At 32.8% G+C, this 22,210-nt stretch carries 24 protein-coding genes; 22 read left to right on the top strand and 2 right to left on the bottom strand.

Annotated elements, in window-relative coordinates:
- The first annotated feature begins 6 nt into the window (after positions 1-6).
- The 21 genes from ABD730_RS14445 (at position 7) to ABD730_RS14540 (ending at position 19,169) form a co-directional block, all read left to right on the top strand.
- Positions 7-729: an ABC transporter ATP-binding protein gene (locus ABD730_RS14445; protein WP_344715606.1), complete on the top strand. Its 723-nt coding sequence runs from the start codon at positions 7-9 to the stop codon at positions 727-729.
- 234 nt (positions 730-963) lie between these two features.
- Complete coding sequence (gene porW / locus ABD730_RS14450) at positions 964-3,537, top strand: type IX secretion system periplasmic lipoprotein PorW/SprE (protein ID WP_344715607.1); 2,574 nt, start codon at positions 964-966, stop codon at positions 3,535-3,537.
- Between the two features lie 17 nt (positions 3,538-3,554).
- The gene (locus ABD730_RS14455; RefSeq protein WP_215926470.1) at positions 3,555-3,986 is read left to right on the top strand and encodes a bactofilin family protein; all 432 of its coding nucleotides are present in this window, start codon (positions 3,555-3,557) and stop codon (positions 3,984-3,986) included.
- On the top strand, positions 3,940-4,191 hold the full coding sequence (locus tag ABD730_RS14460; protein WP_344715609.1) for an AtpZ/AtpI family protein: 252 nt from the start codon (positions 3,940-3,942) through the stop codon (positions 4,189-4,191). Before ABD730_RS14455 ends, ABD730_RS14460 begins: the two co-directional genes overlap by 47 nt.
- A 43-nt stretch (positions 4,192-4,234) precedes the next feature.
- On the top strand, positions 4,235-4,582 hold the full coding sequence (locus ABD730_RS17480; RefSeq protein ID WP_418639636.1) for a DUF6168 family protein: 348 nt from the start codon (positions 4,235-4,237) through the stop codon (positions 4,580-4,582).
- A gap of 81 nt (positions 4,583-4,663) precedes the next feature.
- Positions 4,664-5,830, top strand: a complete 1,167-nt coding sequence (gene atpB, locus ABD730_RS14465; protein ID WP_334468703.1) for a F0F1 ATP synthase subunit A — start codon at positions 4,664-4,666, stop codon at positions 5,828-5,830.
- 38 nt (positions 5,831-5,868) lie between these two features.
- Positions 5,869-6,069 carry an ATP synthase F0 subunit C gene (atpE, locus tag ABD730_RS14470; RefSeq protein ID WP_020896353.1) on the top strand — a complete coding sequence of 67 codons (201 nt, stop codon included), beginning with the start codon at positions 5,869-5,871 and terminating at the stop codon, positions 6,067-6,069.
- 99 nt (positions 6,070-6,168) lie between these two features.
- Positions 6,169-6,669 carry a F0F1 ATP synthase subunit B gene (locus ABD730_RS14475; protein WP_215926475.1) on the top strand — a complete coding sequence of 167 codons (501 nt, stop codon included), beginning with the start codon at positions 6,169-6,171 and terminating at the stop codon, positions 6,667-6,669.
- Positions 6,670-6,675: 6 nt separating this feature from the next.
- A complete protein-coding gene (gene atpH / locus ABD730_RS14480; protein WP_344715614.1) occupies positions 6,676-7,212 on the top strand; it encodes an ATP synthase F1 subunit delta in 537 nt (178 codons plus the stop codon).
- Between the two features lie 57 nt (positions 7,213-7,269).
- Positions 7,270-8,850 (top strand): F0F1 ATP synthase subunit alpha, encoded by a 1,581-nt coding sequence (gene atpA, locus ABD730_RS14485; RefSeq protein ID WP_344715615.1) that lies wholly within the window; start codon positions 7,270-7,272, stop codon positions 8,848-8,850.
- A 105-nt stretch (positions 8,851-8,955) separates the two neighbouring features.
- Positions 8,956-9,816, top strand: a complete 861-nt coding sequence (atpG, locus tag ABD730_RS14490) for an ATP synthase F1 subunit gamma (protein ID WP_344715617.1) — start codon at positions 8,956-8,958, stop codon at positions 9,814-9,816.
- 107 nt (positions 9,817-9,923) lie between these two features.
- Positions 9,924-10,370, top strand: coding sequence for a hypothetical protein (locus tag ABD730_RS14495; RefSeq protein WP_344715618.1), 447 nt, complete (start codon positions 9,924-9,926; stop codon positions 10,368-10,370).
- Between the two features lie 130 nt (positions 10,371-10,500).
- The gene (locus ABD730_RS14500) at positions 10,501-11,469 is read left to right on the top strand and encodes a hypothetical protein (protein ID WP_344715620.1); all 969 of its coding nucleotides are present in this window, start codon (positions 10,501-10,503) and stop codon (positions 11,467-11,469) included.
- Positions 11,470-11,582: 113 nt separating this feature from the next.
- Positions 11,583-12,113: a hypothetical protein gene (locus ABD730_RS14505; RefSeq protein ID WP_334468722.1), complete on the top strand. Its 531-nt coding sequence runs from the start codon at positions 11,583-11,585 to the stop codon at positions 12,111-12,113.
- Positions 12,114-12,333: 220 nt separating this feature from the next.
- Positions 12,334-13,794, top strand: coding sequence for an oligosaccharide flippase family protein (locus ABD730_RS14510; RefSeq protein WP_334468724.1), 1,461 nt, complete (start codon positions 12,334-12,336; stop codon positions 13,792-13,794).
- A gap of 48 nt (positions 13,795-13,842) precedes the next feature.
- On the top strand, positions 13,843-14,277 hold the full coding sequence (gene dut / locus ABD730_RS14515) for a dUTP diphosphatase (protein ID WP_215926490.1): 435 nt from the start codon (positions 13,843-13,845) through the stop codon (positions 14,275-14,277).
- A 144-nt stretch (positions 14,278-14,421) separates the two neighbouring features.
- A complete protein-coding gene (locus tag ABD730_RS14520; RefSeq protein ID WP_344715622.1) occupies positions 14,422-15,441 on the top strand; it encodes a sugar phosphate nucleotidyltransferase in 1,020 nt (339 codons plus the stop codon).
- A 41-nt stretch (positions 15,442-15,482) separates the two neighbouring features.
- Positions 15,483-15,797, top strand: coding sequence for an antibiotic biosynthesis monooxygenase family protein (locus tag ABD730_RS14525; RefSeq protein ID WP_344715624.1), 315 nt, complete (start codon positions 15,483-15,485; stop codon positions 15,795-15,797).
- Positions 15,790-17,151 (top strand): tetratricopeptide repeat protein, encoded by a 1,362-nt coding sequence (locus tag ABD730_RS14530; protein ID WP_344715626.1) that lies wholly within the window; start codon positions 15,790-15,792, stop codon positions 17,149-17,151. The genes ABD730_RS14525 and ABD730_RS14530 overlap by 8 nt, the downstream gene beginning before the upstream one ends.
- A 3-nt stretch (positions 17,152-17,154) precedes the next feature.
- On the top strand, positions 17,155-17,946 hold the full coding sequence (lolB1, locus tag ABD730_RS14535; protein WP_215926496.1) for a lipoprotein insertase outer membrane protein LolB1: 792 nt from the start codon (positions 17,155-17,157) through the stop codon (positions 17,944-17,946).
- On the top strand, positions 17,946-19,169 hold the full coding sequence (locus ABD730_RS14540; RefSeq protein ID WP_334468733.1) for a murein hydrolase activator EnvC family protein: 1,224 nt from the start codon (positions 17,946-17,948) through the stop codon (positions 19,167-19,169). The genes lolB1 and ABD730_RS14540 overlap by 1 nt, the downstream gene beginning before the upstream one ends.
- A gap of 19 nt (positions 19,170-19,188) precedes the next feature.
- Here ABD730_RS14540 and ABD730_RS14545 read toward each other — a convergent pair whose 3' ends face one another.
- Positions 19,189-19,698, bottom strand: coding sequence for an acyl-CoA thioesterase (locus tag ABD730_RS14545; RefSeq protein WP_215926500.1), 510 nt, complete (start codon positions 19,696-19,698; stop codon positions 19,189-19,191).
- Between the two features lie 157 nt (positions 19,699-19,855).
- Complete coding sequence (locus tag ABD730_RS14550) at positions 19,856-20,794, bottom strand: HU domain-containing protein (RefSeq protein ID WP_334468736.1); 939 nt, start codon at positions 20,792-20,794, stop codon at positions 19,856-19,858.
- A gap of 264 nt (positions 20,795-21,058) precedes the next feature.
- Between ABD730_RS14550 and dprA the strand changes: the two genes are divergently transcribed.
- Entirely contained in the window at positions 21,059-22,162 is a 1,104-nt protein-coding gene (dprA, locus tag ABD730_RS14555; protein ID WP_334468738.1) for a DNA-processing protein DprA, read from the top strand.
- Positions 22,163-22,210: the final 48 nt, after the last annotated feature.

Genomic DNA, 22,210 nt, shown 5'->3' on the forward strand with positions numbered 1-22,210 from the left:
TACATCATGATATATACTAAAGACCTTTCAAAAACATATAACGGAACAACTGTTCTTAATATTGAAGAATTAACCATTCCTAAAGGCCAAAGTTTTGGTTTAGTAGGAAATAATGGAGCAGGTAAAACCACATACTTCAGTTTGTTGCTCGACTTAATTCAGCCTACCACTGGAAACATTACCAGCAACAATGTTGTTGTAGATGAAAGTGAAGATTGGAAACCATTTACGTCATCGTTTATAGATGAAAGTTTTTTAATAGGCTATTTAACACCAGAAGAGTATTTTTATTTTATAGGAGAATTGCGAGGGCAAAACAAAGCAGATGTTGATGCTTTAACAGCTAAGTTTGAAGACTTCTTTAACGGAGAAATCATAGGAAAGAAAAAATACCTCAGAGATTTAAGTAAAGGAAATCAAAAGAAAGCCGGTATTGTAGCAGCACTTATTGGTCAGCCTGAAGTTATTATTTTAGATGAACCTTTTGCTAATTTAGATCCTACAACTCAAATTCGTTTAAAGCAAATCATTAAAGATTTAGCCGAAAAACAAGGTGTTACTGTTCTAGTCTCTAGTCACGATTTAACACATGTTACAGACGTTTGTGAGCGTATTGTTGTGTTAGAAAAAGGAAACGTTATTAAGGATCTAGAAACCAATCCTGCGACATTGAAGGAATTGGAAGCGCATTTTGCAGGTGGAGCAGTTGTTTCGCAAGAAGAAGAATAACAATTCGTTTTAATATAATTTAGGGCTCGTGATTATTAAATTAATGACGGGCTTTTTTTGTGCTTTTACATAGTGTATTACCTCGAAAAACCATGAAATAACATCAAAAATTCAAAAAGATGCTTATTTTTACCACAGAACACACTAAACAGGGTGTTTTTAAGTTATCTATTAACCAAATAGAACCAACGTTTGAAAACCTATTATAAAATCATACTATTACTTTTTTGTGCAATGATGCTAGCGCAAAGCTGTTCGACCAAAAAAGATAAATTCATTAACAGGCAATTTCATGCCTTGGGCACTAAGTACAATGTGCTTTATAATGGTAATATTGCTTTGGAGCGTGGCAAAGACGGAGTAAATAATGAATTTACAGAGAATTTCTGGGAGCTTTTACCTGTAGAGCGTATGAAGGTTGATGAGGATGATATTTTTTTACCAGGGCAAACCAAAAATGCAGACTTTGAGCGTGCTGAAGAAAAAGCCATTAAAGCCATACAGGTACATGGTATGAATTTTCATGGTAAAGAAAAAAATCCTCAGATAGATGAAGCTTATTTGCTTTTAGGGCAAGCGCGATATTTTGATAAACGTTTTGTTCCAGCTATGGCAGCTTTCAACAATATTTTAAATAAATATCCAACAAGCGATAAAATTAACCAAGTTAAAATCTGGCGCGAAAAAACAAGCATGCGTTTAGATAACAACGAAGGTGCTATTGAGAAACTTAAGCGGTTACTTAATGAAGAAGAAATAGAGGGACAAGATTTGGCAGATGCGTCAGCAGCATTGGCTCAGGCTTATCTCAATACAAAATCTAAGGATAGTGCAATTGCGCAACTTACTATTGCTGCAGAAAATACAGAGATAAAAAGAGAAAAAGCACGATACCATTATATTAAAGGGCAACTCTATAATGAGTTTGGAAAAAAGGATAGTGCAAACATGGAATTTGATGCTATAATTGATATGCATCGTAAAATTCCAAGATCTTTCTACATTAATGCACACATTGAAAAATCAAATAATTTTGATATTGCCAATGGAAACGATATTGAATTTCAAGAATACCTTACAGAGCTTGAAGAAAATAGAGAAAATAGACCGTTTTTAGATAAAATCTATTATCGCATTGCAGAATATCATCGTGCTAAGGCTTCAGATAGTCTTTCAGAAGTATATTATAATAAGTCATTAAGAAAAATAAGATCAGATCAATATCTAAGGTCCTTAAACTATGAAACTTTAGGTAATATGTATTTTGACAAAAACAGTTATAAAACTGCTGGAGCATATTACGATTCAACACTTACAGCTATGGATAAAAACACCAAGCCGTACAGAATTATAAAAAAGAAGCGCGAAAACCTTGATGATGTAATTTACTATGAAGGTATTGCGCAAACTAACGATAGTATTCTTAGAATAATTGGGCTTTCAAAAGCGGAGCAGTTAGCTATTTATACAAAATTTGCTGAAGACCAACGCTTAAAAGCTTTAGAAGAAAAAGAACTACAAGAAAAAGCCGTACAGCAGCAGAAAAATCAAACGGTAGCAGCTAATAATTTCGATAAAAGAAACCCAAAAAACCTAGGTAATCCACCAGGTTTGTCTCGAGATCTTAAAACGCTAAGTGGAAACAAGAATAATAGTAGTTTTTATTTTTACAATGCAACAACGGTTGCTTACGGTAAAAACGAATTTCTAAAACTATGGGGAAATCGTAAACTTCAGGATAATTGGAGGCATTCAAGTCAGAGTGCTAATATTGCAAATACAATACAAGGGGATAGTTTGACAGATGCCACTATTGAAGATAAGCTATTTAACCCTGAGACCTATTTAGCATCATTGCCAACAGAACAAGTAGAAATAGATAGCATTGCTAAAGAACGCAATTTTGCGTATTACCAATTGGGAATTATATATAAAGAGAAATTTAAAGAGCTTGAATTGGCAAAATCAAGATTTGAAGATCTTTTAGAAAACAATCCAGAAGACCGATTAATATTGCCTTCAAAATATAATTTATATCGTATTTATTTAGAATTAGGTTTAAATCTAAAGGCCGAAACGATGAAATTGGCAATTATTAATGAATATCCAGATTCTCGTTATGCCGAAATTCTATTAAACCCACAATCAGAATTGTCTAAGGACGAAAACAGTCCGGAGTATATTTATACCAACCTCTATAAGCAATTTGCTAACGAAGAATATGCGGCTGTAATTGCAGAAGCCGAAACCCAAATTAAACGACTAGAAGGTGATGATTTTGTTCCTAAGTTTGAAATTTTAAAAGCATCAGCTAAAGGGAGACTTTATGGTTTTGAAGCTTATAAAGCGGGTATTAATCATATAGCTTTAACTTATGTTAATACAGAAGAAGGTAAAAAAGCCCAAGACATTATTACAAATGCGTTTCCAGTTTTAGAAAAAAAGGAATTTATATCAGATGATAATGCTGAAAAATTTAATGTTATTTTTCAATTCGAAAATAATGCAGGAGAAGATATAGATGCATTTATAAAAATTTTAGATGAGGAAGTGGCTAAAATAGACTACTTTGACCTTAAGACGTCAAAGGATGTTTACGATGAAAACACTACCTTTGTTGTTGTTCATGGATTAAAAAGTATAGGAGGAGCAAAAGGATTTGCCGAATTGCTTAAATCTGAAGAAAAAGATAAAAGAGGTCGCGTGGTGAAACCAAAAATAACACGACCTTATTTTGCTATTTCTTCCCCAAACTATGCAATTATTCAAAGACATAAAAATTTAAATGCTTATTTAGAGTTACAGTAATTTAAAACCAAATCAACATGTTTTCTTCAGATAGAAAAAAACCAAAACACAAATCAATCATGGAAACAAGTACTCAGCAAAACATAATAGCGCAAGGCACTAAAATTGTAGGTGACATTGCAAGTCAAGGACCATTTAGAATTGACGGAACCGTTGAGGGTAATGTAAAAACATCGGGAAAAGTCGTTGTTGGTAAATCAGGCTTTATTAAAGGCACCTTACAAGGTGAAAATGCCGATTTTGAAGGTAAATTTTCAGGAAAACTTATTTTGTCAGGTACCTTGTCATTAAAATCTACGGCACATATAGAAGGCGAAGTTCATATTACCAAATTAGCGGTTGAGCCAGGAGCAACATTTAATGCTACATGTAGTATGAAAGGTACTGTTAAATCAATTTCTAATGAGCCAAGCCGACCGCAGCAAGCCGCAGCAGCCCAAAGCAAATAAAAAAGGACCCAATAAATTTATACGGTTTACATCTGTCGCATTTCAAATGGGAGGCACTATTTTTCTTGGAAATTATTTAGGACAATGGTTAGATGTAACATACGATAAAGATTATTTAGAGACTACAATAACACTTATCTCTATCCTTATTTCAATGTATTTGGTGATTTCTCAAGTTATAAAAGTGTCTAAAGAAGATGATTAAATCACTTATAATATATGTAATATCCTTTGCGGTATTATTTCTAATGGTTCATTTTTCGCAAGAATTTATTCTTAACCAATTACATAGTACTGTTAGATTTAGTCTTTGGGATACTAACTTGTTTTTTGCGGTAGCTTCTTTGCTAATCTGTGTTCATTTTCAATTTTTCTCTCTTATTAAAGGCCTAGAGACCCAACTAGGATTTATCTATTTGCCTACGCTTTTTATAAAAGGCATACTGTTTTATGTCGCGTTTAAGGATACCATTTTCAATATTGAAATTTTAAATACAAGCGAACAATTAAACATTCTAATTCCAATACTCTTATTTCTAGGATTGGAGGTGTTTTTTATCGTTAAAATAATATCAAAAATGGGGTTTAAATATTAGATACAAAAAAGACATTGTTATTTTAATAAATTGCGTACTTTTGCACGGAATTTGAGAAGAGGTTTTTTTTATTTTATTAGAATGAAGATAGTTAAACAAAGTTTTAAGTTTTTAGTATTAGCAGTTTTGATGTTTTTACCAACATCTATTTTAGCGATTAATGCTGGAGGAGATGGTGGTCAAATTTCTGGTAAACAAGAGGTAGAAGAGTATATAGTTCACCACCTTAAAGACTCTCACGATTTTAATCTGTTTTCGTATACCGATGATGCAGGAGAACGTCAGCATTTTGGTGTAGCGTTACCTGTAATACTTTGGTCTTCTGAAGGATTGGTAACTTTTATGTCTTCAGAATTTCACCATGATGATAACGGACAAGTTATTGTAGAAAAAGATGGTCTTAAGTTTACAAAGATTCACTCTAAAATTTACGAATTAGAAAAAGGAGCTACTGCTGTTGCGTTTGATGCAGATCATCATGCGACTAATGCTTCAAAGGTTTTAGATTTTTCAATTACTAAAAGTGTAGTTGGAATCTTATTAATAGGACTTTTAATGTTATTCTGGTTCTCTAGATTAGCAAAACAATACAAGAAAAAACAAATTCCTACAGGTTTCGGTCGAATTTTAGAGCCGTTAGTGCTTTACGTAAGAGATGAAATTGCAAGGCCAAATATTGGAGAAAAGCACTACCGTAAATTTACAGGGTACCTTTTAACGGTATTCTTCTTTATATGGATTTTAAACTTAGCAGGTTTAACTCCATTAGGTTTTAACGTTACAGGTCAGTTAGCTGTTACAGCATGTTTAGCAATATTTACTTTAATTATTTATACTATAAGTGGTAATAAAGATTACTGGATGCACATATTATGGATGCCAGGTGTACCAATCTTTGTAAAACCAATATTAGCTGTAATTGAATTGGTAGGTGCATTTATTATTAAGCCTTTCTCATTACTAGTACGTTTGTTCGCAAACATTTCTGCAGGACATATTGTATTAATGAGTTTAATTGCAATTATGTTTACACTTAAAGAGTCTTTAGGTGTAGTTGGTGCAACAAGCTTATCGTTTGTATTGTCATTTTTCCTTTTATTAATCGAATTACTAGTAGCGTTTTTACAAGCGTATATTTTTACAATGCTTTCAGCTTTATTTATTGGTATGGCTGTAGCAGAACACGATCATGAACATGATCACGAAGTTTCTTCTGACGTAGAGGACGTGAGAGGAGATTTCATTTAAGAAGAATTTTTTTAATTTAATTTTATATATCAATTTTTATGGAACCAGTAACTTACAATTTAATTGGAGCAGGATTAATCGTAATCGGAGCAGGTATTGGACTTGGTCAAATCGGTGGAAAAGCAATGGAAGGTATTGCTCGTCAACCAGAAGCAGCAGGTAAGATCCAAACAGCAATGATTATTGTTGCCGCACTTTTAGAAGGTTTAGCATTTGGTGCTTTATTCTTAGGAAAATAAGAACCAAATCAAATGTACAAGAACACAAAGCCTGCAACGGTTGGTTGCAGGATGTGTTTTTAAATTAAAAAAAGACAAAACATTTAATTATTTAATAGTATGGAAACATTATTAAACGATTTTTCACCAGGATTATTTGTAGTATCAACAATATTAATGTTGGCATTAATAGCCCTTATGGTGAAGTTTGCGTGGAAACCAATTCTTAGTTCTTTAAACGAGAGAGAAGAAGGAATTCAAAGCGCTTTAGATGCTGCTGAAAAGGCAAAGCGTGAGATGGCAAACCTTCAGGCAGATAACGAAAGGTTATTGCAAGAAGCACGTTTAGAAAGAGAAACGATGCTTAAAGAAGCACGTGAGCTTAAAACTAAAATGATTGCTGACGCAGAAGAAGAGGCGAAAACGCAAGCCAATAAAATGATAACACAAGCGCAAGAAGCAATTGTAAGTGAAAAGAAAGCAGCTATGGCAGAATTAAAAAGTCATGTTGCTGGATTATCATTAGATATCGCAGAAAAAGTAGTGCGTAATGAATTATCTAACAAAGACAAACAACTAGAATTAGTAGAGTCTATGTTAGGTGAAGCAACTTTAAACTAGTAAGAGATGTCAGGATCAAGAGCGGCAATACGATATGCTAAAGCGGTTTTAAGCTTAGCTACAGATCAAAAATCTACTGAGGTAGTAAATAGTGATATGAAATCAATTACTAATGCTATCGCTGGGAATGAAGATTTAAATCAGATGCTTCAAAGTCCTGTTGTAAGGTCTTCAGATAAAAAAGCGGTTTTATTAGCTATCTTTAAAGATGCTAATGTAGCAACCACTAATTTAATTGATGTCTTAATTGCTAATAAGAGATTACCTTTATTAAATGATGTAGCTTCAAGTTATGTTCATTTATATGATCAATTAAAAGGTCGCCAAATAGCATCTGTTACAACAGCAATTCCTTTAACAGAAGAGTTAAAAACGAAAGTATTAACTAAGGTTAAGGAACTTACAGGAAAAGACGCAGAAGTAAAAAGTATTATAGATGAAAGCATCATAGGTGGTTTCATATTACGAGTAGGTGATATTCAGTACAATGCTAGTATTGCTAATAAGCTCGATAAATTAAAAAGAGAATTTACATTAAATTAATATAGTTTTAGGTTAGTTCTAAAAAAACTAAAAGCTAAAAGCTAAAGACTAAAAGAGATGGCAGAAGTAAAACCAGCTGAAATATCAGCAATCTTAAAACAACAACTTTCAGGTTTTGAAGCAGGTGCTTCATTAGACGAAGTAGGAACGGTATTAACTGTAGGTGATGGTATTGTACGTGCTTACGGATTAGCTAATACACAATATGGTGAATTAGTTGAATTTGAAGGTGGTGCAGAAGGTATCGTACTTAACCTTGAAGAAGATAATGTAGGTATTGTACTTTTAGGTACTTCAGTAGGTATTAAAGAAGGTTCTACAGTAAAACGTACAGGACGTATCGCATCTGTAAAAGTAGGTGAAGGTATTGTTGGACGTGTTGTAGATACTTTAGGTAACCCAATTGATGGTAAAGGACCAATTGTTGGTGATACTTATGAAATGCCTCTAGAGCGTAAAGCACCAGGTGTTATTTACAGAGAGCCAGTAACTGAGCCATTACAAACAGGTATTAAGGCTATTGATGCTATGATCCCTGTAGGTAGAGGTCAACGTGAGTTGGTTATTGGTGACCGTCAAACTGGTAAAACTGCCGTTTGTATTGATGCTATCTTAAATCAAAAAGAATTTTACGATGCAGGTGAGCCTGTATATTGTATATATGTTGCTGTAGGTCAAAAGGCTTCAACAGTAGCTTTAATTGCTAAAACTTTAGAAGAAAAAGGAGCTTTAGCATACACCACTATAGTAGCTGCAAATGCATCAGATCCTGCTGCAATGCAAGTTTGGGCACCTATGACAGGAGCATCTATTGGTGAATATTTTAGAGATACTGGTCGTCCAGCTTTAATTGTATTTGATGATTTATCAAAACAAGCTGTTGCTTACCGTGAAGTATCTTTATTATTAAGACGTCCTCCAGGACGTGAGGCATATCCTGGTGATGTATTTTATTTACACTCAAGATTATTAGAGCGTTCTGCTAAGATTATCAATAACGATGAGATTGCTAAAGAAATGAATGACCTTCCAGATGTTTTAAAACCAATGGTAAAAGGTGGTGGTTCATTAACAGCATTACCAATTATTGAAACGCAAGCAGGTGACGTTTCTGCTTATATCCCAACCAACGTAATTTCTATTACAGATGGTCAGATTTTCTTAGATGGTGATTTATTTAACTCTGGTGTTCGTCCAGCAATTAACGTAGGTATTTCTGTATCTCGTGTGGGTGGTAATGCACAGATTAAGTCTATGAAAAAAGTATCTGGTACATTAAAATTAGATCAAGCTCAGTACCGTGAATTAGAAGCGTTTGCTAAGTTTGGTTCAGATTTAGATGCTGTGACTTTAAATGTAATTAATAAAGGAAAGCGTAACGTTGAGATTTTAAAACAAGCGCAAAATGATCCTTTTAAAGTAGAAGATCAGGTAGCAATTATTTATGCAGGTTCTAAGAACTTATTAAAAGATGTTCCTGTAGAGAAAGTAAAAGAGTTTGAAAGAGATTATATCGAATTCTTAAATGCAAAGCATAGAGATACTTTAGATTTACTAAAAGCAGGTAAATTAACTGATGAGGTTATTGATACGCTAACAAGTGTAGCAAAAGACCTTTCAGGAAAGTACAGATCATAAAGTTATAAGTTTAGAGTTATGGGGCAACCAACTCATAACTCTAAATTTTAAGTATTAAACTAATGTCACTCTGAGCTTAGGCAAAGAGTCTTTATCATATAAAGAATGGCGAATTTAAAGGAAATTAGAAACAGAATATCATCGGTGTCATCAACGATGCAGATTACCAGTGCCATGAAAATGGTATCTGCTGCTAAGTTAAAGAAAGCCCAAGATGCTATTACAGCGATGCGTCCTTATTCTAATAAGTTAACGGAATTGCTTCAGAGTTTAAGTGCAACTTTAGATGCAGATTCTGGAAGTAAGTATGCAGAACAACGTGAGATAAATAACGTACTTATTGTAGCTGTTACATCTAACAGAGGGCTATGTGGTGCTTTTAATTCTAATATTATTAAGCAAACTAATATTTTGATTAATGATGTTTATGCAACTAAAAATGTTTCAGTATTAGCTATTGGTAAAAAAGCTAATGATGCATTTGCAAAACAAAATAGAGTTATTGGAAATAAAAGTGAAATTTTTGACGATTTAACCTTTGATAATGTTTCTGTTATAGCAGAAATGCTGATGGATAAATTTGTATCAGGTGAGTTTGATAAAATTGAAGTTGTTTACAACCACTTTAAGAACGCTGCAACACAAATTATAATGACAGAGCAGTTCTTACCTATAGTGCCTGTAGAAAGTGACGATAACATTAATTTAGACTACGTATTTGAGCCATCTAAATTAGAAATTGTTGAAGAGTTAATTCCTAAGTCTTTAAAAACGCAATTATACAAAGGTATTAGAGATTCTTTTGCCTCAGAACATGGTGCACGTATGACAGCAATGCATAAGGCAACAGATAATGCTACTGAATTAAGAGATCAGCTTAAATTAACATATAACAAAGCACGTCAGGCAGCAATTACTAACGAAATCTTAGAGATTGTTGGTGGAGCAGAAGCTTTGAATAATTAATATATGTGTTATTAAATAGTAATTAGTAGCTATAAATTATATAAACCTAACTTTAACGAGTTAGGTTTTTTTATGGAAATATATTTCCAAAATCTTATATTTATAATATGAAAATATTCGGAAACATATTGGTTTTTAGTTTATTACTTGCTTGCGTTGTTACTTTAGTGCAATGTTCAAGTATACCAAAACTCGAAAAAAACAGGCCCTTAACTTTTGAAACAGTTTATTATCAAAAATGGAATGCTGGAACACAAGAAGGTGGCTCTGGAATTAACGTTTATTTACAGTCAAAAAAATCATCCGTACAGTTAGATAGCATTTATTTTCGTGGTCATAAAGCTAAATTACAGCCCGATGCGAATAACAGTTTGTTATATGTTGGACGATTCAAATCTAATGATAACACATCTAATTTGCCATTTAAATTAGAGGACGACGAGTGTGTTGTTAGTTATGTAAAAGCTAATAAAGTGCGTTATTTTAAAATTTCAAATCTAAATGAGCGTAAGTCCTTAAATTATCCTAGTGCATCTCCAAAGCCTTTCCCTTAAGAGCATATAGTGTTAAAATTATCTTTTGTTTCTGACTAAAAATTACCGTTTATCGAATAAATAGTACACTTTATGGGTAAAATTGGTTTTTTATCGTATATTGCGATTCCAAATCTTAACCTACAATAAAATGAAACTATTAAAGAAGGTAACTTATACCATTGTTTTAGCTGTTCTTTTTTCTTTAACTTTTCAATGTGCAGGATCAAAAGTAAATACTGCATTAGAGGCCACTACATCTTTTAAAGTTAAAACAATATCTTATCAAGAGTGGCATGCTGGTGGTGATGAAGGAGGTACAGGAATTAATCTTTATGTACCAATCGTAAATAAAGATGATAACATATTAATAGATAGCATCTATTTTAGAAGTTCTAAGGGCCAGCTGGTTCGAAACTATAGTAGATATACTTCAGTTATAAAAAATAATTCACCAGAATACACTTTTGAAAATTCAGATAAATCTAATGACTATCCATTTTCTTTAGCTAATAATGAATGTGCTATTAGGTATGTAGAAAAAGGTGAAGTGAAATACCTAAAAGTAACTGATGTTGTTAAAAGAGAAAAAATTTATTATGAAGAAGGTCCTCCTTTAACTTATCAAAGGAGACGAGAAGCAATGATCATATCCGAAGAAAGTCCAAGTATAAAACCTATACCAACGTTTCAAATACCTTCTACGTTTAAAGTTAAAACAATAGCTTTTCAAGAATGGTATGCAGGTATAAAAGTAGGAGGTACTGGTATGAATGTTTTTGTACCAATCGTAAATAAAGAAGATCATATCAAAATAGATAGTGTTTATTTTAGAAACCTTAAAGCTAAATTGGTAGAGAATTATGGCCGATATGAAGCGGTTTTAAAAAACAAATCGCCTTATTACACCTTTAAAAAGGCTGAAAAAGATGATGATTTTCCATTTACATTAGCTGATAATGAATGTGCTATTAGTTATGTTGAAAATGGTGAAATTAAATATCTAAAAGTGACGGACATTAGTGAAAAAGCAGGTGTATATTATGAAAATGGACCACCTTCAATTTACGAAAATAGCTCAACAACTTTAGTCGCATCTAATGATGAAGAAACAGAATAGGGCTTTGTTTTAATTTTGGCGCAGTGTGCAGTTCATCGATAAAATAGGTTTTTTGTGGAGGTAATTGAATTTTTTATTTATATTGGCTCTTCCAAATCTTAACCTACACTACAATGAAACTACTAAAAAAGGCAACTTTAGCCATAGTTTTTGCTTTCATTTACGCCTTTTCTTTTCAGAGCGTAGCCCAAGAAGGTAAATTTAGACCCGTTTTCGAAGAGCAATTACCATTTAAAGTCAAACCAGCTGCTTTCCAAGAATGGTATGCGGGAATTAAAGTTGGAGGAACAGGAATAAATATATTCATTCCTATTACCGACTTGGATGAAAACATTGAAATAGATCGTGTTTATTTCAGAAATCTCACATCAGAATTAAGAAAGAAAGATGATAAGTACTTTGCTGTACTTGAGAACAAATCTCGTAATTACACATTTAAGAAGCCTGAAGCAGATAAGGATTACCCATTTAAACTAAAGGATAATGAATGTGTTGTTAGTTATATTGAAAATGGTATAACTAAGTATTTAAAAATAGGAACGGTGAATGAATTCGCTGGCGTTTATTATGAAAACGGTCATCCTTCAATTTACACAAATGAGTCGGCTACTGCTATTGCTACAGTAGATGACGATGATGAGTAAAATTTTTAATTGAAAAATTTAGAAGAACCTTGTTTATTAACAGGGTTTTTTGCTTTGAATTTATTTTGACTTGTACTGTTTTGTGAAATATGAATAAATGGTAGCCGTTTCTAACGAAATAGAAAAAGTTAAGAAGAGTTCTTTATAATTAATTGTTTTAACTAGTTAAGTATGGCAAGTATTAATTTAATACTTTTGAAGTTTACTGTAAACAATACTTTTGAGCGGATTTAAATCACTTTTTAAACAAACATTCATTTATGGTTTAGCGACTGTATTACCAAGAATGTTGAGTTTTATTTTGGTACCACTTTACACAGACCCATCTGTACTCTCTATTGAAGAATATGGTCGTGTATCCTTTATATTTGCTTACTTTGTGCTTTTTAATGTTGTTTTGGCTTACGGAATGGAAACCGCATTTTTTAGGTTTTTCAACAAAGAAGAAAATCAAGAAAAAGTAACAAGTACATCTGCAATCTCATTAATCATAAGTTCTTTTGCATTATTGGGCATTGCTTTTCTCTTTAGACATCAGATTTCAAATCTTATAAATATAGAGCTTAAGTATCTCAATTTAGTCTTTGTCATTTTGTTATTAGATGCTTTGGTCATTATACCATTTGCTTGGCTAAGAGCCACGGCAAAGCCTATGCGCTACGCGGTTATTAAAATATTTAATGTAGCCATTAACTTAGGACTCAATGTTTTCTTATTACTGTATTTAAAAGATTTGGCTCAAGGGAATTCGCTTTTTGAGAGCATTTATAAACCCGATTTTGAAATCAGTTATATTTTTATTTCTAACGTAATAGCAAGCGGACTAACATTACTGCTGTTAATTCCTTTTTACACTAAAATCAGGTTTACATTCGATACCGTTTTATGGAAAAAAATGATGCGTTATGCTATGCCAGTTCTTGTTGCAGGAATTGCGTATTCCGTTAATGAAACTTTTGACCGCATTTTATTAGAATATTTGTTGCCACCAGATGTTGCAGACGAAAAAATAGGGATGTATTCAGCCTGCTACAAACTCGCTTTATTTATGACTTTATTTGCAACAGCCTTTCGTTTAGGTATAGAACCTTACTTTTTTAGCCATTCTAAAGCAGATAATCCGCAAAAAAATTATGCTAAAATTTTAGAATATTTTGTGGCTTTTGGATCTGTGATTTTATTAAGTGTTGTGGTTTTTGCAGATGTTTTAAAGCCTTTTATTATACGAAGTGAAGCCTACTATGAAGCCATGTGGATTGTGCCATTTATTCTGTTAGCTAATTTTTGTTTAGGTATTTATCACAACCTTTCTGTTTGGTATAAAATAACAGATCGCACTAAGTTTGGAGCCTATATTTCAATATTTGGAGCTGTGGTTACTTTGGTCTTAAATTATGTTTTAATTCCTGTTATAGGTTTTAAAGGCTCAGCAATAGCAACTCTTTCAGCATATACTCTTATGATGCTATTGTCGTTTTATTTCGGAAAAAAATACTATCCAATTCCTTATAATTTGAAGAAAATAAGTTTATATCTTGTGGTATCAATCTTGTTTTCATTTGTGTTTTTCTATAACTATCGCGAGAATTATATTATTGGAATTGCAATGTTAATTGTATTTTTGGGACTGGTTATTCTACTTGAAAAGAAGGAATTAAAACAACTTTTAAAACAAAATTAATGTGTCATTCAGAGCCGTAGCAAAGCATCTCATTAGATAAAATTTAAAATGAAAATTAAAATAATAAATAAATCAAATCATCAATTACCACATTACGAAACTATTGCTTCTGCAGGTATGGATTTGCGTGCTAACTTATCGGAGTCTAGAATTTTAAAGCCTTTAGAGCGCAGTATTGTTGGTACAGGTTTATATATAGAATTGCCTGTTGGTATTGAAGCACAAGTAAGACCAAGAAGCGGATTGGCTGCAAAAAAAGGGATTACAGTATTAAATGCACCTGGAACTATAGATGCAGATTATAGAGGAGAAATAGGTGTCATTTTAGTAAATCTTTCTAATGAGGATTTTGAAATTCAGAATGGTGAACGTATCGCACAACTAGTCATCGCAAAACACGAACGTGCCGAATGGGTAGACTCCATAGAATTGTCTGAAACCGATAGAGGTGAAGGTGGTTTTGGGAGTACTGGAACAAAATAGATAAAGCATATCCTGCAAGGTTTCAAAAACCTTGTAGGTATTATTCGATTTTAGATGAGGTTATTTAATCGTAACCAAAAAACGTAAATAAAGTTTAACAGTAAAAGATTTCCACTATTGTGGAAACGAAAAATAAATTTTCCGATGAAAATAATAGTACCAATGGCAGGTCGAGGATCTCGCCTAAGACCACATAGTTTAACCGTACCAAAACCTTTAATACCTGTTGCAGGTCAGCCGATAGTACATCGCTTGGTTAAAGATATTGCTAAAGTTTTAAAGCAACCTATTGAAGAAATAGCTTTTGTTCTTGGTGACCCAGCATTTTTTGGTGAAGAGGTCGTAGAAAGTTTAAAAGAATTGGCAGAAGGTTTGGGAGCAAAAGCATCTATTTACAGACAAGATCAGCCTTTAGGAACAGGTCATGCTATTATGAGTGCAAAACCTTCACTTTCTGGCCCTGCTGTAATAGCTTATGCAGATACATTAATTAGAGCAGAATTTGATTTAGATCCTACAGCAGATAGTGTTATCTGGACAAAATGCGTTGCAAATCCTGAAGCTTATGGTGTTGTAAAGCTTAATGATGATAAAAATATCGTTGAATTAGTTGAAAAGCCAGAAACTTTTGTAAGTGACCAAGCCGTTATAGGTATCTATTACTTTAAAGATGTGGCTGTTTTAAAGGAGAAGTTACAAGAGATTTTAGATGAAAACATAATGAATGGAGGCGAATACCAAATTAATGATGGTATTAAACGCATGATGGCAGATGGAAGAATCTTCAAAACAGGAACTGTTGATGAGTGGATGGATTGTGGAAACAAAGCTGTTACTTTAGAGACCAACGCTAAAATGTTAGGCTTCTTAACGTCTGACAATGAAGAGCAATTAATTGATGATTCTGTTGTTTTAGAAAATTCAAAAGTGATAGAGCCTTGTTACATTGGAAAAGGAACGGTTTTAAAAAATACAACTGTAGGACCTTATGTTTCTATTGGTAAAGATTGTGTCATAGAAAATTCAACCGTTAAAAATAGCTTAATACAAAACCAAACTACTATTAAAAACGCTAATTTAGACGAAGCAATGATTGGTAACCACGTTACATATAACGGCGAGTTTACAAAGATTAGTATTGGTGATTATACCATTATGGAATAATTATTGAAATAGAATAATCGTGCTATTTAAATTTAGCAACTATGTATATCATATTGTACACAATTAAAATAAAACCTAATCAAGAAGATAAATTCATTGAATCTTGGAAAGGATTAACAACGTTGATTTACAAATACGAAGGAAGTTTGGGCTCTCGATTACATAAAAAAGATGCACTAAACTTTTTTGCATATGCACAGTGGCCAGATAAAAATACATTTGATAACGCTGGAGGAAACTTACCAGAAGAAGCCAATTATTTTAGAAATACAATGAAGGCATCTTGTGAAAAATTTGAAGTGTTAGAAAAATTTGAAATGATTGAAGACTTGCTAAAGCAACAACAAAGTGAATAAGACATTTATCTTAATATTCGTTTTTCTTTTCGGAATGGTAATCGTTCCGCAGACGACTTATGCTCAAGTTGATTTTAACAAGCGTCCAGATGACGATTTAGGAAATGTTGAAGACGAATTTCAAGAACACTTTTTTGAAGCTTTAAAGCAAAAAGGTATTGAGAATTATGATAGAGCCGTAGACGCACTTCATAAATGCTTAAATCTTAATAGTAAACTTCCTGTAATCTATTTTGAGCTTGGTAAAAACTACAATAAGCTAAAAAACTTTGGAGCTGCAGAAGAGAACCTAAAGAAAGCCATTAGTATGCAGCCAGACAATGTTTGGTTTTTAGATGAGCTTTACGATGTGTATTTTCAGCAAGATGATATTAAAAATGCTTTAAAAACCATTAGGCAATTGGTAAAATATCATCCAGATTATAAAGAGGATTTGGCAGCACTTTACGTTAGAGAAGAAAAGTATAAACAAGCATTAGATTTATTAGATGAATTAGATGCCGAATATGGTTTAAGCGATTCTAGAGACGCCATGCGTAACGATATTTATAGCATTACAGGCAATGCAGACGATCGTATTGAAAATTTAGAACAACGTATTGCAAACAATCCTAATAACGAAGATAACCACTTAAAACTCATCTACAGGTATAGTCAAACAGGCGATCAGAAAAACGCTTACAAAGCTGCCAAAAATTTGCTAGAAGTAAAGCCAGATTCAAAATTTGCGCATTTGGCATTGTATAAGTTTTATCTTCAAGATAATAAGATAGATGAAGCCATCAACTCTGTAAGAACTGTTTTAACAAGTCCAGAAATAAATGCAGATGCCAAAGCCAAAGTGCTTAAAGATTTTGTGGCTTTTGTGGCTAGAAATCCCGACTACGAATCAGATTTAATAGATATAACAGCACTTATAGACGATAACAAAGACGCACAAACCCATAGCGATTTAGGACATTATTACTTAAAAGCAGGCGATAAGGTTAAAGCGCTTACAAATTTTAAAGAAGCTTTAAAACAGAGCCCTAACGACTTTAAATTAATAAAAGACGTATTACTACTTCAATTAGATATTAAGGACTATAATGCGGTTAAAATAGATAGTGAGCGTGCTCTAGAATTATATCCTGCACAACCAATTTTATATTTGGTAAACGGTGTCGCAAATAATAATTTGGGAGCATATAAAAAAGCTATCGATAATTTAGAAATGGGACTAGACTTCTTAATCGATAATCCAAATATGGAAGCCGATTTTTATTCGGAATTAAGTTTAGCCTACAAAGCCTTAAATAATATTAGTAAATCTGAAACGTTTGCTAAAAAGGCAAAAGCCTTAAAAGCCCAATAATTAATGAAGTTACCTCAAGTATATAATAATTTGAAACTTATACTAAGTGTCATTTTAATAGCATTTGCATTCAGCTGTGGTTCCACCAAAAGCGTTATAGCTTCTGGAGTAGCTAGTGATAAACTCTCGGCTAAGCAAGTGATAAAACAGCACAAAAAGAACGATGCTGATTTTAAAACAATGAATGCTAGAGTTAAGATTGAATTAATCCAAGGAGATAGCGAGCAAGGATTTACTTTTAGCTTTAGAATGGAAAAGGATAAAGTGATTTGGTTAAGTGCACCAATTGGTATGGCACGTATGATGATTACTCCGGATAAAGTAAAGTTTTATAACAAGTTAGATAACGAATATTTTGATGGTGATTATAAACTATTAAGTGATGTTGTAGGTATAGATCTCGATTTTATGAAAGTACAAAACATCCTTTTAGGTCAGACGATCTATGACCTTAATGACGAGCCTCACCAAGTTTTTGTTAATAATAATTCTTATGCTTTAAGTCCAAAAGACCAGCATGCATTGATAGAGTTATTCTACCTTATAAATCCATCACATTTTAAAATGGATAGCTTGCAATTACAGCAACAGTTTGAAAAAAGAATGCTTCAGGTAGATTATTCATCTTATCAAGAAGTGAAAAAACAAATACTACCACAGCATATAAGAATAGTAGCAGTTGACGATTCTGACCAAGTTACTATTACCATGGAATTTAAATCGGTATCTTTGAATGAAGAGGTTCGTTTTCCGTTTAATATTCCTTCAGGCTATAAAGAAATTGAAATTAAATAATGACTAAATATCGTTTCTATACTACACTAATAATAGGACTTTTACTGTCCTGTTCGTCGTTATTCGCACAAAGCGATAAACAAAAAAAATTAGAGCTTCAACGTCAACAAGTTTTAAGAGAAATGAAGCAAATAAATGCTTTGTTATTTACTAAAAAGAAGGAAGAAAAATCAGCAATTACGCTTATTGAGGATATTAACTACAAAGTAAACGTTAGAAAAAATTTAATTAGAATTACTAACGAGCAAGCCAATTTACTTACTAGAGAAATTAATACGAATCAAAAAGAAATTACAAGTCTTAGAACGCAGTTGCAAGAGTTAAAAGACGACTATGCTGCTATGGTTGTAAAATCGTATAAAAGCAAATCAGAGCAAAGTAAAGTGATGTTTTTATTGTCGTCAAGCAATTTTCAACAAGCTTATAAACGCCTTCAATATATAAGACAGTATAGAGATTATCAGAAAGAGCAAGGAGAAGCTATAAAAATAAAAACAAAGGAACTTCAAGATTTAAATATTCAATTATCTAAACAAAAAGAAGATAAGAAAAAACTTATTGAAGAAAACCGAATTGCTAAACGCGAATTAGAAAGCGAACTAAAACAACGTGAAACCTTGATGGCTTCTATTAAATCTGACATGAGCAAATTTGCTGCTCAGATAAAAGCTAAAAAACAAGAAGCAGACCGTTTAGATAAAGAAATAGATCGTTTAATTGCTGAAGCTATTGCTGCAGCCAATAAAAAAACGGGTAAAAAATCATCTACCGGAAAGTTTATTTTAACACCTGAAGCTAAAAAATTAGCAGCAAATTTTGCTTCTAATAAAGGTAAATTAGGTTGGCCAGTAGCTAGAGGTGTTGTGAAAGCTAAGTTTGGAAAAGGACGATCATTAACAGACAGTTCAGTTGAGGTAAACCATTCGGGAATTAAGATTGCCACGGAGGTAAATGCCGATGTTAAAGCAATTTTTAATGGTGTAGTATCTTCTATCCATGTTATGAAAAGAGGAAACCCAACCATTTTAATTAGACATGGTGATTACATAACAATCTATCATAACCTTTCTAAACTCTATGTAAAAAAAGGGGATCAGATTACAACAGGACAAGTTATAGGTAAGGTTTTTAGCAATAAGATTACAGGTGAAACGCTTCTCGATTTTAGAATTTACAAAAACAATCTAAAGCTGAATCCAGAATCTTGGTTAGCTAGACAATAAATAAAAGAGGTTATTTTTATTACTCAAAAAGCGCCTTTAACTCAGTCGCTTCAGAAGGTTTCATTTTGCCAGCCAAAACTAAACTCAATTGTTTACGACGTAACGCAGCATCAAAACGCTGTTTTTCTAATTTGGTTTCTGGGACCAGCTCAGGCACTTTTACAGGTCGTCCTGTTTCGTCTACAGCAACAAAAGTATAAATAGCTTCATTAGCCTTTACACATTCGCCAGACTCTCTGTCTTCAATCCAAACGTCCATATACACTTCCATAGAAGAGGTGAACGCTCGTGACACTTTAGCTTCTATCATCACAACGCTACCTAAAGGTATAGATCTGTTAAAGGCAACATGATTAACCGAAGCTGTCACGACAATACGTCTAGAGTGTCGTCTAGCAGCAATACTAGCTGCTCTATCCATACGAGCCAACAATTCGCCACCAAAAAGATTATTGATAGGGTTAGTTTCGCTTGGTAATACCAAATCGGTAACAATGGTTTTAGACTGAAATGCGGTTCTAGATGGCATAGATTTTTAAAATTTGTGCAAAGATAGAACGAATTTAGGATGAAGGTGGCATTATTATAACTAAAAAGTAATATTACTGAAGACTAATTGATAATCTCCGTGTAAATATGTTTTACCTAAAGTTAAAAAGTAGAGTAGTAAAATGGGCCTTAAAAATCTATTTAAGCTTTTTTATCAATAACCAAGCATCTCGGTTATGTTCACGACGAATCTTATATAGTTCGCGTTGTGCTTCCTCTCTAGTTTCAAAACTAGCATAAACTACTTCGTGTAAACCATAGCGGTTTGTACCAATTTTGCGAGCTTTAAAGCCATTGTCTCTTAGTTGCTTAACTTTCTTTTCTGAATTAGCTTCTACTCTAAAAGCACCAGCAACAATATGGTAATTACCACTTTGCTTTTCTAAAGATAATGTTGCGGCAGGTAATGGGTTACTAATTACAAAAGTTGCTTCTTGTACTTTAGCATCAAGTTGCTCATTAGCTTGCTCTTGTGCTAATTGATTGTGGTTTTCAATAGTACTATTGTAGTAAGTTGCAGCACCAAAGCCACCTAAGCCTAAAAATAGGACAGCTGCAGCAGCATATTTTAACCAGTTACGATTAGAACGTTTTTGAGGAGTTAACGCAATAGGTGCAGTTTCTTCAACAGCCTCTGCCGTTTCTCTATAAACTTCACGATTTACATCTGTAGATGTAAAGTGAGATAAACCAAAAGCATCTGTAAGATAATTGATGTGATCAGATGGATTAAACTCAATTTTACCATCAGCATTCAACTTTAACTCACCAATATTTTTAAATTGAATCGTTTCTCCTTCATTTAAAAAGGATTTAATAGACTTTATATGCTTAGAAATTTTATTTAAAGCTGTTGTGTAAGGTATCTTTTCAACCTCAGCAATATAGTTTGCTAATAAACCATCATTTTGTTGTAGCTGCTCATTAAAAGACAAAGCTTTTTTTGGAGGATAAAACGTATGAGTGGTTTCGTGAATTTTTGCCGAAACACGTTGCGTTAAGAATGCTCCAAACTCAGGAATGGTAACACAATCGTAACGGTATAATAGGTCGCTAATGTAAGTCTCTAACTGCATATAGACGCAAAGTTAAAAATTTTTATTTCTGAATGAAATTAAGTGCAGCATAGTTATTAACATCAAAATAAATAGTTGCCTATGTGATTGATTTTCTTGGAATTTACAATGACTTTTTTTTTGAAATAATTTTGTTTTTTTTTGATTGGGATTATCCAAATGGTTTTCATTATGCTTTCTGTTTAGGAAGATTTCAAATCCATTCAGAATTAAATAATTATATTCGTGTAAAGACGGTTAATTTTCTTAAGTATTTAGTTTTCAATGACAGACCAACAATTAATTTATGCTTTAGCTTTACAACATGTACCCAAAATTGGAGCTACAACGGCTAAGAAATTGATTAATCATTGCGGATCTGCTGAAGCGGTTTTAAAAGAAAAGAAAACAAAGCTTTTAAAGATTGATGGTATTGGTAGCATTACTATTCAAGGCCTTTTTGATAAGATTCATTTGGAAGAAGCTGAGGAAGAATTAAAGTTTATAAAAGACAATAATATTATTGTACATTATTTTACTCAGGACACTTATCCAGAACGTTTAAAGCATTGTATCGATGGTCCGATTTTACTATTTCAATCAGGTAATATTAATTTAAAAGAACAACGTATTATTAGTATTGTTGGTGCCCGAAAAATTACCACTAGCGGTATCGCCTTCTGTGAAAAATTAGTAGAAGCGTTATCTCCATTTAACCCCATAATTGTTTCTGGATTTGCTTATGGTACAGACATTACAGCTCATAAGGCAGCTGTAAAACAGAATTTACAAACCATAGGGTGTTTAGCACACGGCCTCAATCAAATTTATCCAAAAGCACATATAAAGTACGTGGCAGATGTTGAAAAATACGGAGGGTTTTATACCGATTTTTGGAGTTCAGATACCTTTGATAGAAATAACTTTTTAAAACGAAACCGAATTATAGCAGGACTTAGTGAAGCTACAATAGTTATAGAATCTGCCGAAAAAGGAGGCAGCTTAGTCACAGCAGATATTGCTAATTCTTATAACAGAGAAGTCTTTGCTGTACCAGGAAGAACTACTGATAGTCAAAGTGTGGGTTGTAATAACTTAATAAAATTTCAGAAAGCCCATTTGTTATCTCATCCTTTAGATGTACCATATATGCTAAATTGGGAATTAGAACCTAATAAGAAGCAACCTGTACAACAACAACTATTTGTAGAACTAGAACCCGATGAAAAAATTATTTACAACTTTCTAAAAGAAAATAACAAAGAGTTGTTGGATGTCATTGCCATTAAATGTGAAATGCCAACGTATAAAATAGCAGGTATTTTATTGAACATGGAATTGAAAGGTGTTGTAAGACCTTTACCAGGAAAACTGTTTGAGGTTATTTAACAATACAACGATATAAACCACTTTTGATACAGAAAAAGCTTACAAGAT

The sequence above is a fragment of the Winogradskyella damuponensis genome, from assembly GCF_039538385.1.
Lineage (GTDB): Bacteria > Bacteroidota > Bacteroidia > Flavobacteriales > Flavobacteriaceae > Winogradskyella > Winogradskyella damuponensis.

Excerpts from the sequence above, each read along its gene's own strand:
- ABD730_RS14445 (WP_344715606.1), top strand. The coding sequence starts at position 7 with ATGATATATACTAAAGACCTTTCAAAAACATATAACGGAACAACTGTT.
- porW (WP_344715607.1), top strand. The coding sequence starts at position 964 with ATGATGCTAGCGCAAAGCTGTTCGACCAAAAAAGATAAATTCATTAAC.
- ABD730_RS14455 (WP_215926470.1), top strand. The coding sequence starts at position 3,555 with ATGTTTTCTTCAGATAGAAAAAAACCAAAACACAAATCAATCATGGAA.
- ABD730_RS14460 (WP_344715609.1), top strand. The coding sequence starts at position 3,940 with ATGAGCCAAGCCGACCGCAGCAAGCCGCAGCAGCCCAAAGCAAATAAA.
- ABD730_RS17480 (WP_418639636.1), top strand. The coding sequence starts at position 4,235 with ATGGTTCATTTTTCGCAAGAATTTATTCTTAACCAATTACATAGTACT.
- atpB (WP_334468703.1), top strand. The coding sequence starts at position 4,664 with ATGAAGATAGTTAAACAAAGTTTTAAGTTTTTAGTATTAGCAGTTTTG.
- atpE (WP_020896353.1), top strand. The coding sequence starts at position 5,869 with ATGGAACCAGTAACTTACAATTTAATTGGAGCAGGATTAATCGTAATC.
- ABD730_RS14475 (WP_215926475.1), top strand. The coding sequence starts at position 6,169 with ATGGAAACATTATTAAACGATTTTTCACCAGGATTATTTGTAGTATCA.
- atpH (WP_344715614.1), top strand. The coding sequence starts at position 6,676 with ATGTCAGGATCAAGAGCGGCAATACGATATGCTAAAGCGGTTTTAAGC.
- atpA (WP_344715615.1), top strand. The coding sequence starts at position 7,270 with ATGGCAGAAGTAAAACCAGCTGAAATATCAGCAATCTTAAAACAACAA.
- atpG (WP_344715617.1), top strand. The coding sequence starts at position 8,956 with ATGGCGAATTTAAAGGAAATTAGAAACAGAATATCATCGGTGTCATCA.
- ABD730_RS14495 (WP_344715618.1), top strand. The coding sequence starts at position 9,924 with ATGAAAATATTCGGAAACATATTGGTTTTTAGTTTATTACTTGCTTGC.
- ABD730_RS14500 (WP_344715620.1), top strand. The coding sequence starts at position 10,501 with ATGAAACTATTAAAGAAGGTAACTTATACCATTGTTTTAGCTGTTCTT.
- ABD730_RS14505 (WP_334468722.1), top strand. The coding sequence starts at position 11,583 with ATGAAACTACTAAAAAAGGCAACTTTAGCCATAGTTTTTGCTTTCATT.
- dut (WP_215926490.1), top strand. The coding sequence starts at position 13,843 with ATGAAAATTAAAATAATAAATAAATCAAATCATCAATTACCACATTAC.
- ABD730_RS14520 (WP_344715622.1), top strand. The coding sequence starts at position 14,422 with ATGAAAATAATAGTACCAATGGCAGGTCGAGGATCTCGCCTAAGACCA.
- ABD730_RS14525 (WP_344715624.1), top strand. The coding sequence starts at position 15,483 with ATGTATATCATATTGTACACAATTAAAATAAAACCTAATCAAGAAGAT.
- lolB1 (WP_215926496.1), top strand. The coding sequence starts at position 17,155 with ATGAAGTTACCTCAAGTATATAATAATTTGAAACTTATACTAAGTGTC.
- ABD730_RS14540 (WP_334468733.1), top strand. The coding sequence starts at position 17,946 with ATGACTAAATATCGTTTCTATACTACACTAATAATAGGACTTTTACTG.
- ABD730_RS14545 (WP_215926500.1), bottom strand. The coding sequence starts at position 19,698 with ATGCCATCTAGAACCGCATTTCAGTCTAAAACCATTGTTACCGATTTG.
- ABD730_RS14550 (WP_334468736.1), bottom strand. The coding sequence starts at position 20,794 with ATGCAGTTAGAGACTTACATTAGCGACCTATTATACCGTTACGATTGT.
- dprA (WP_334468738.1), top strand. The coding sequence starts at position 21,059 with ATGACAGACCAACAATTAATTTATGCTTTAGCTTTACAACATGTACCC.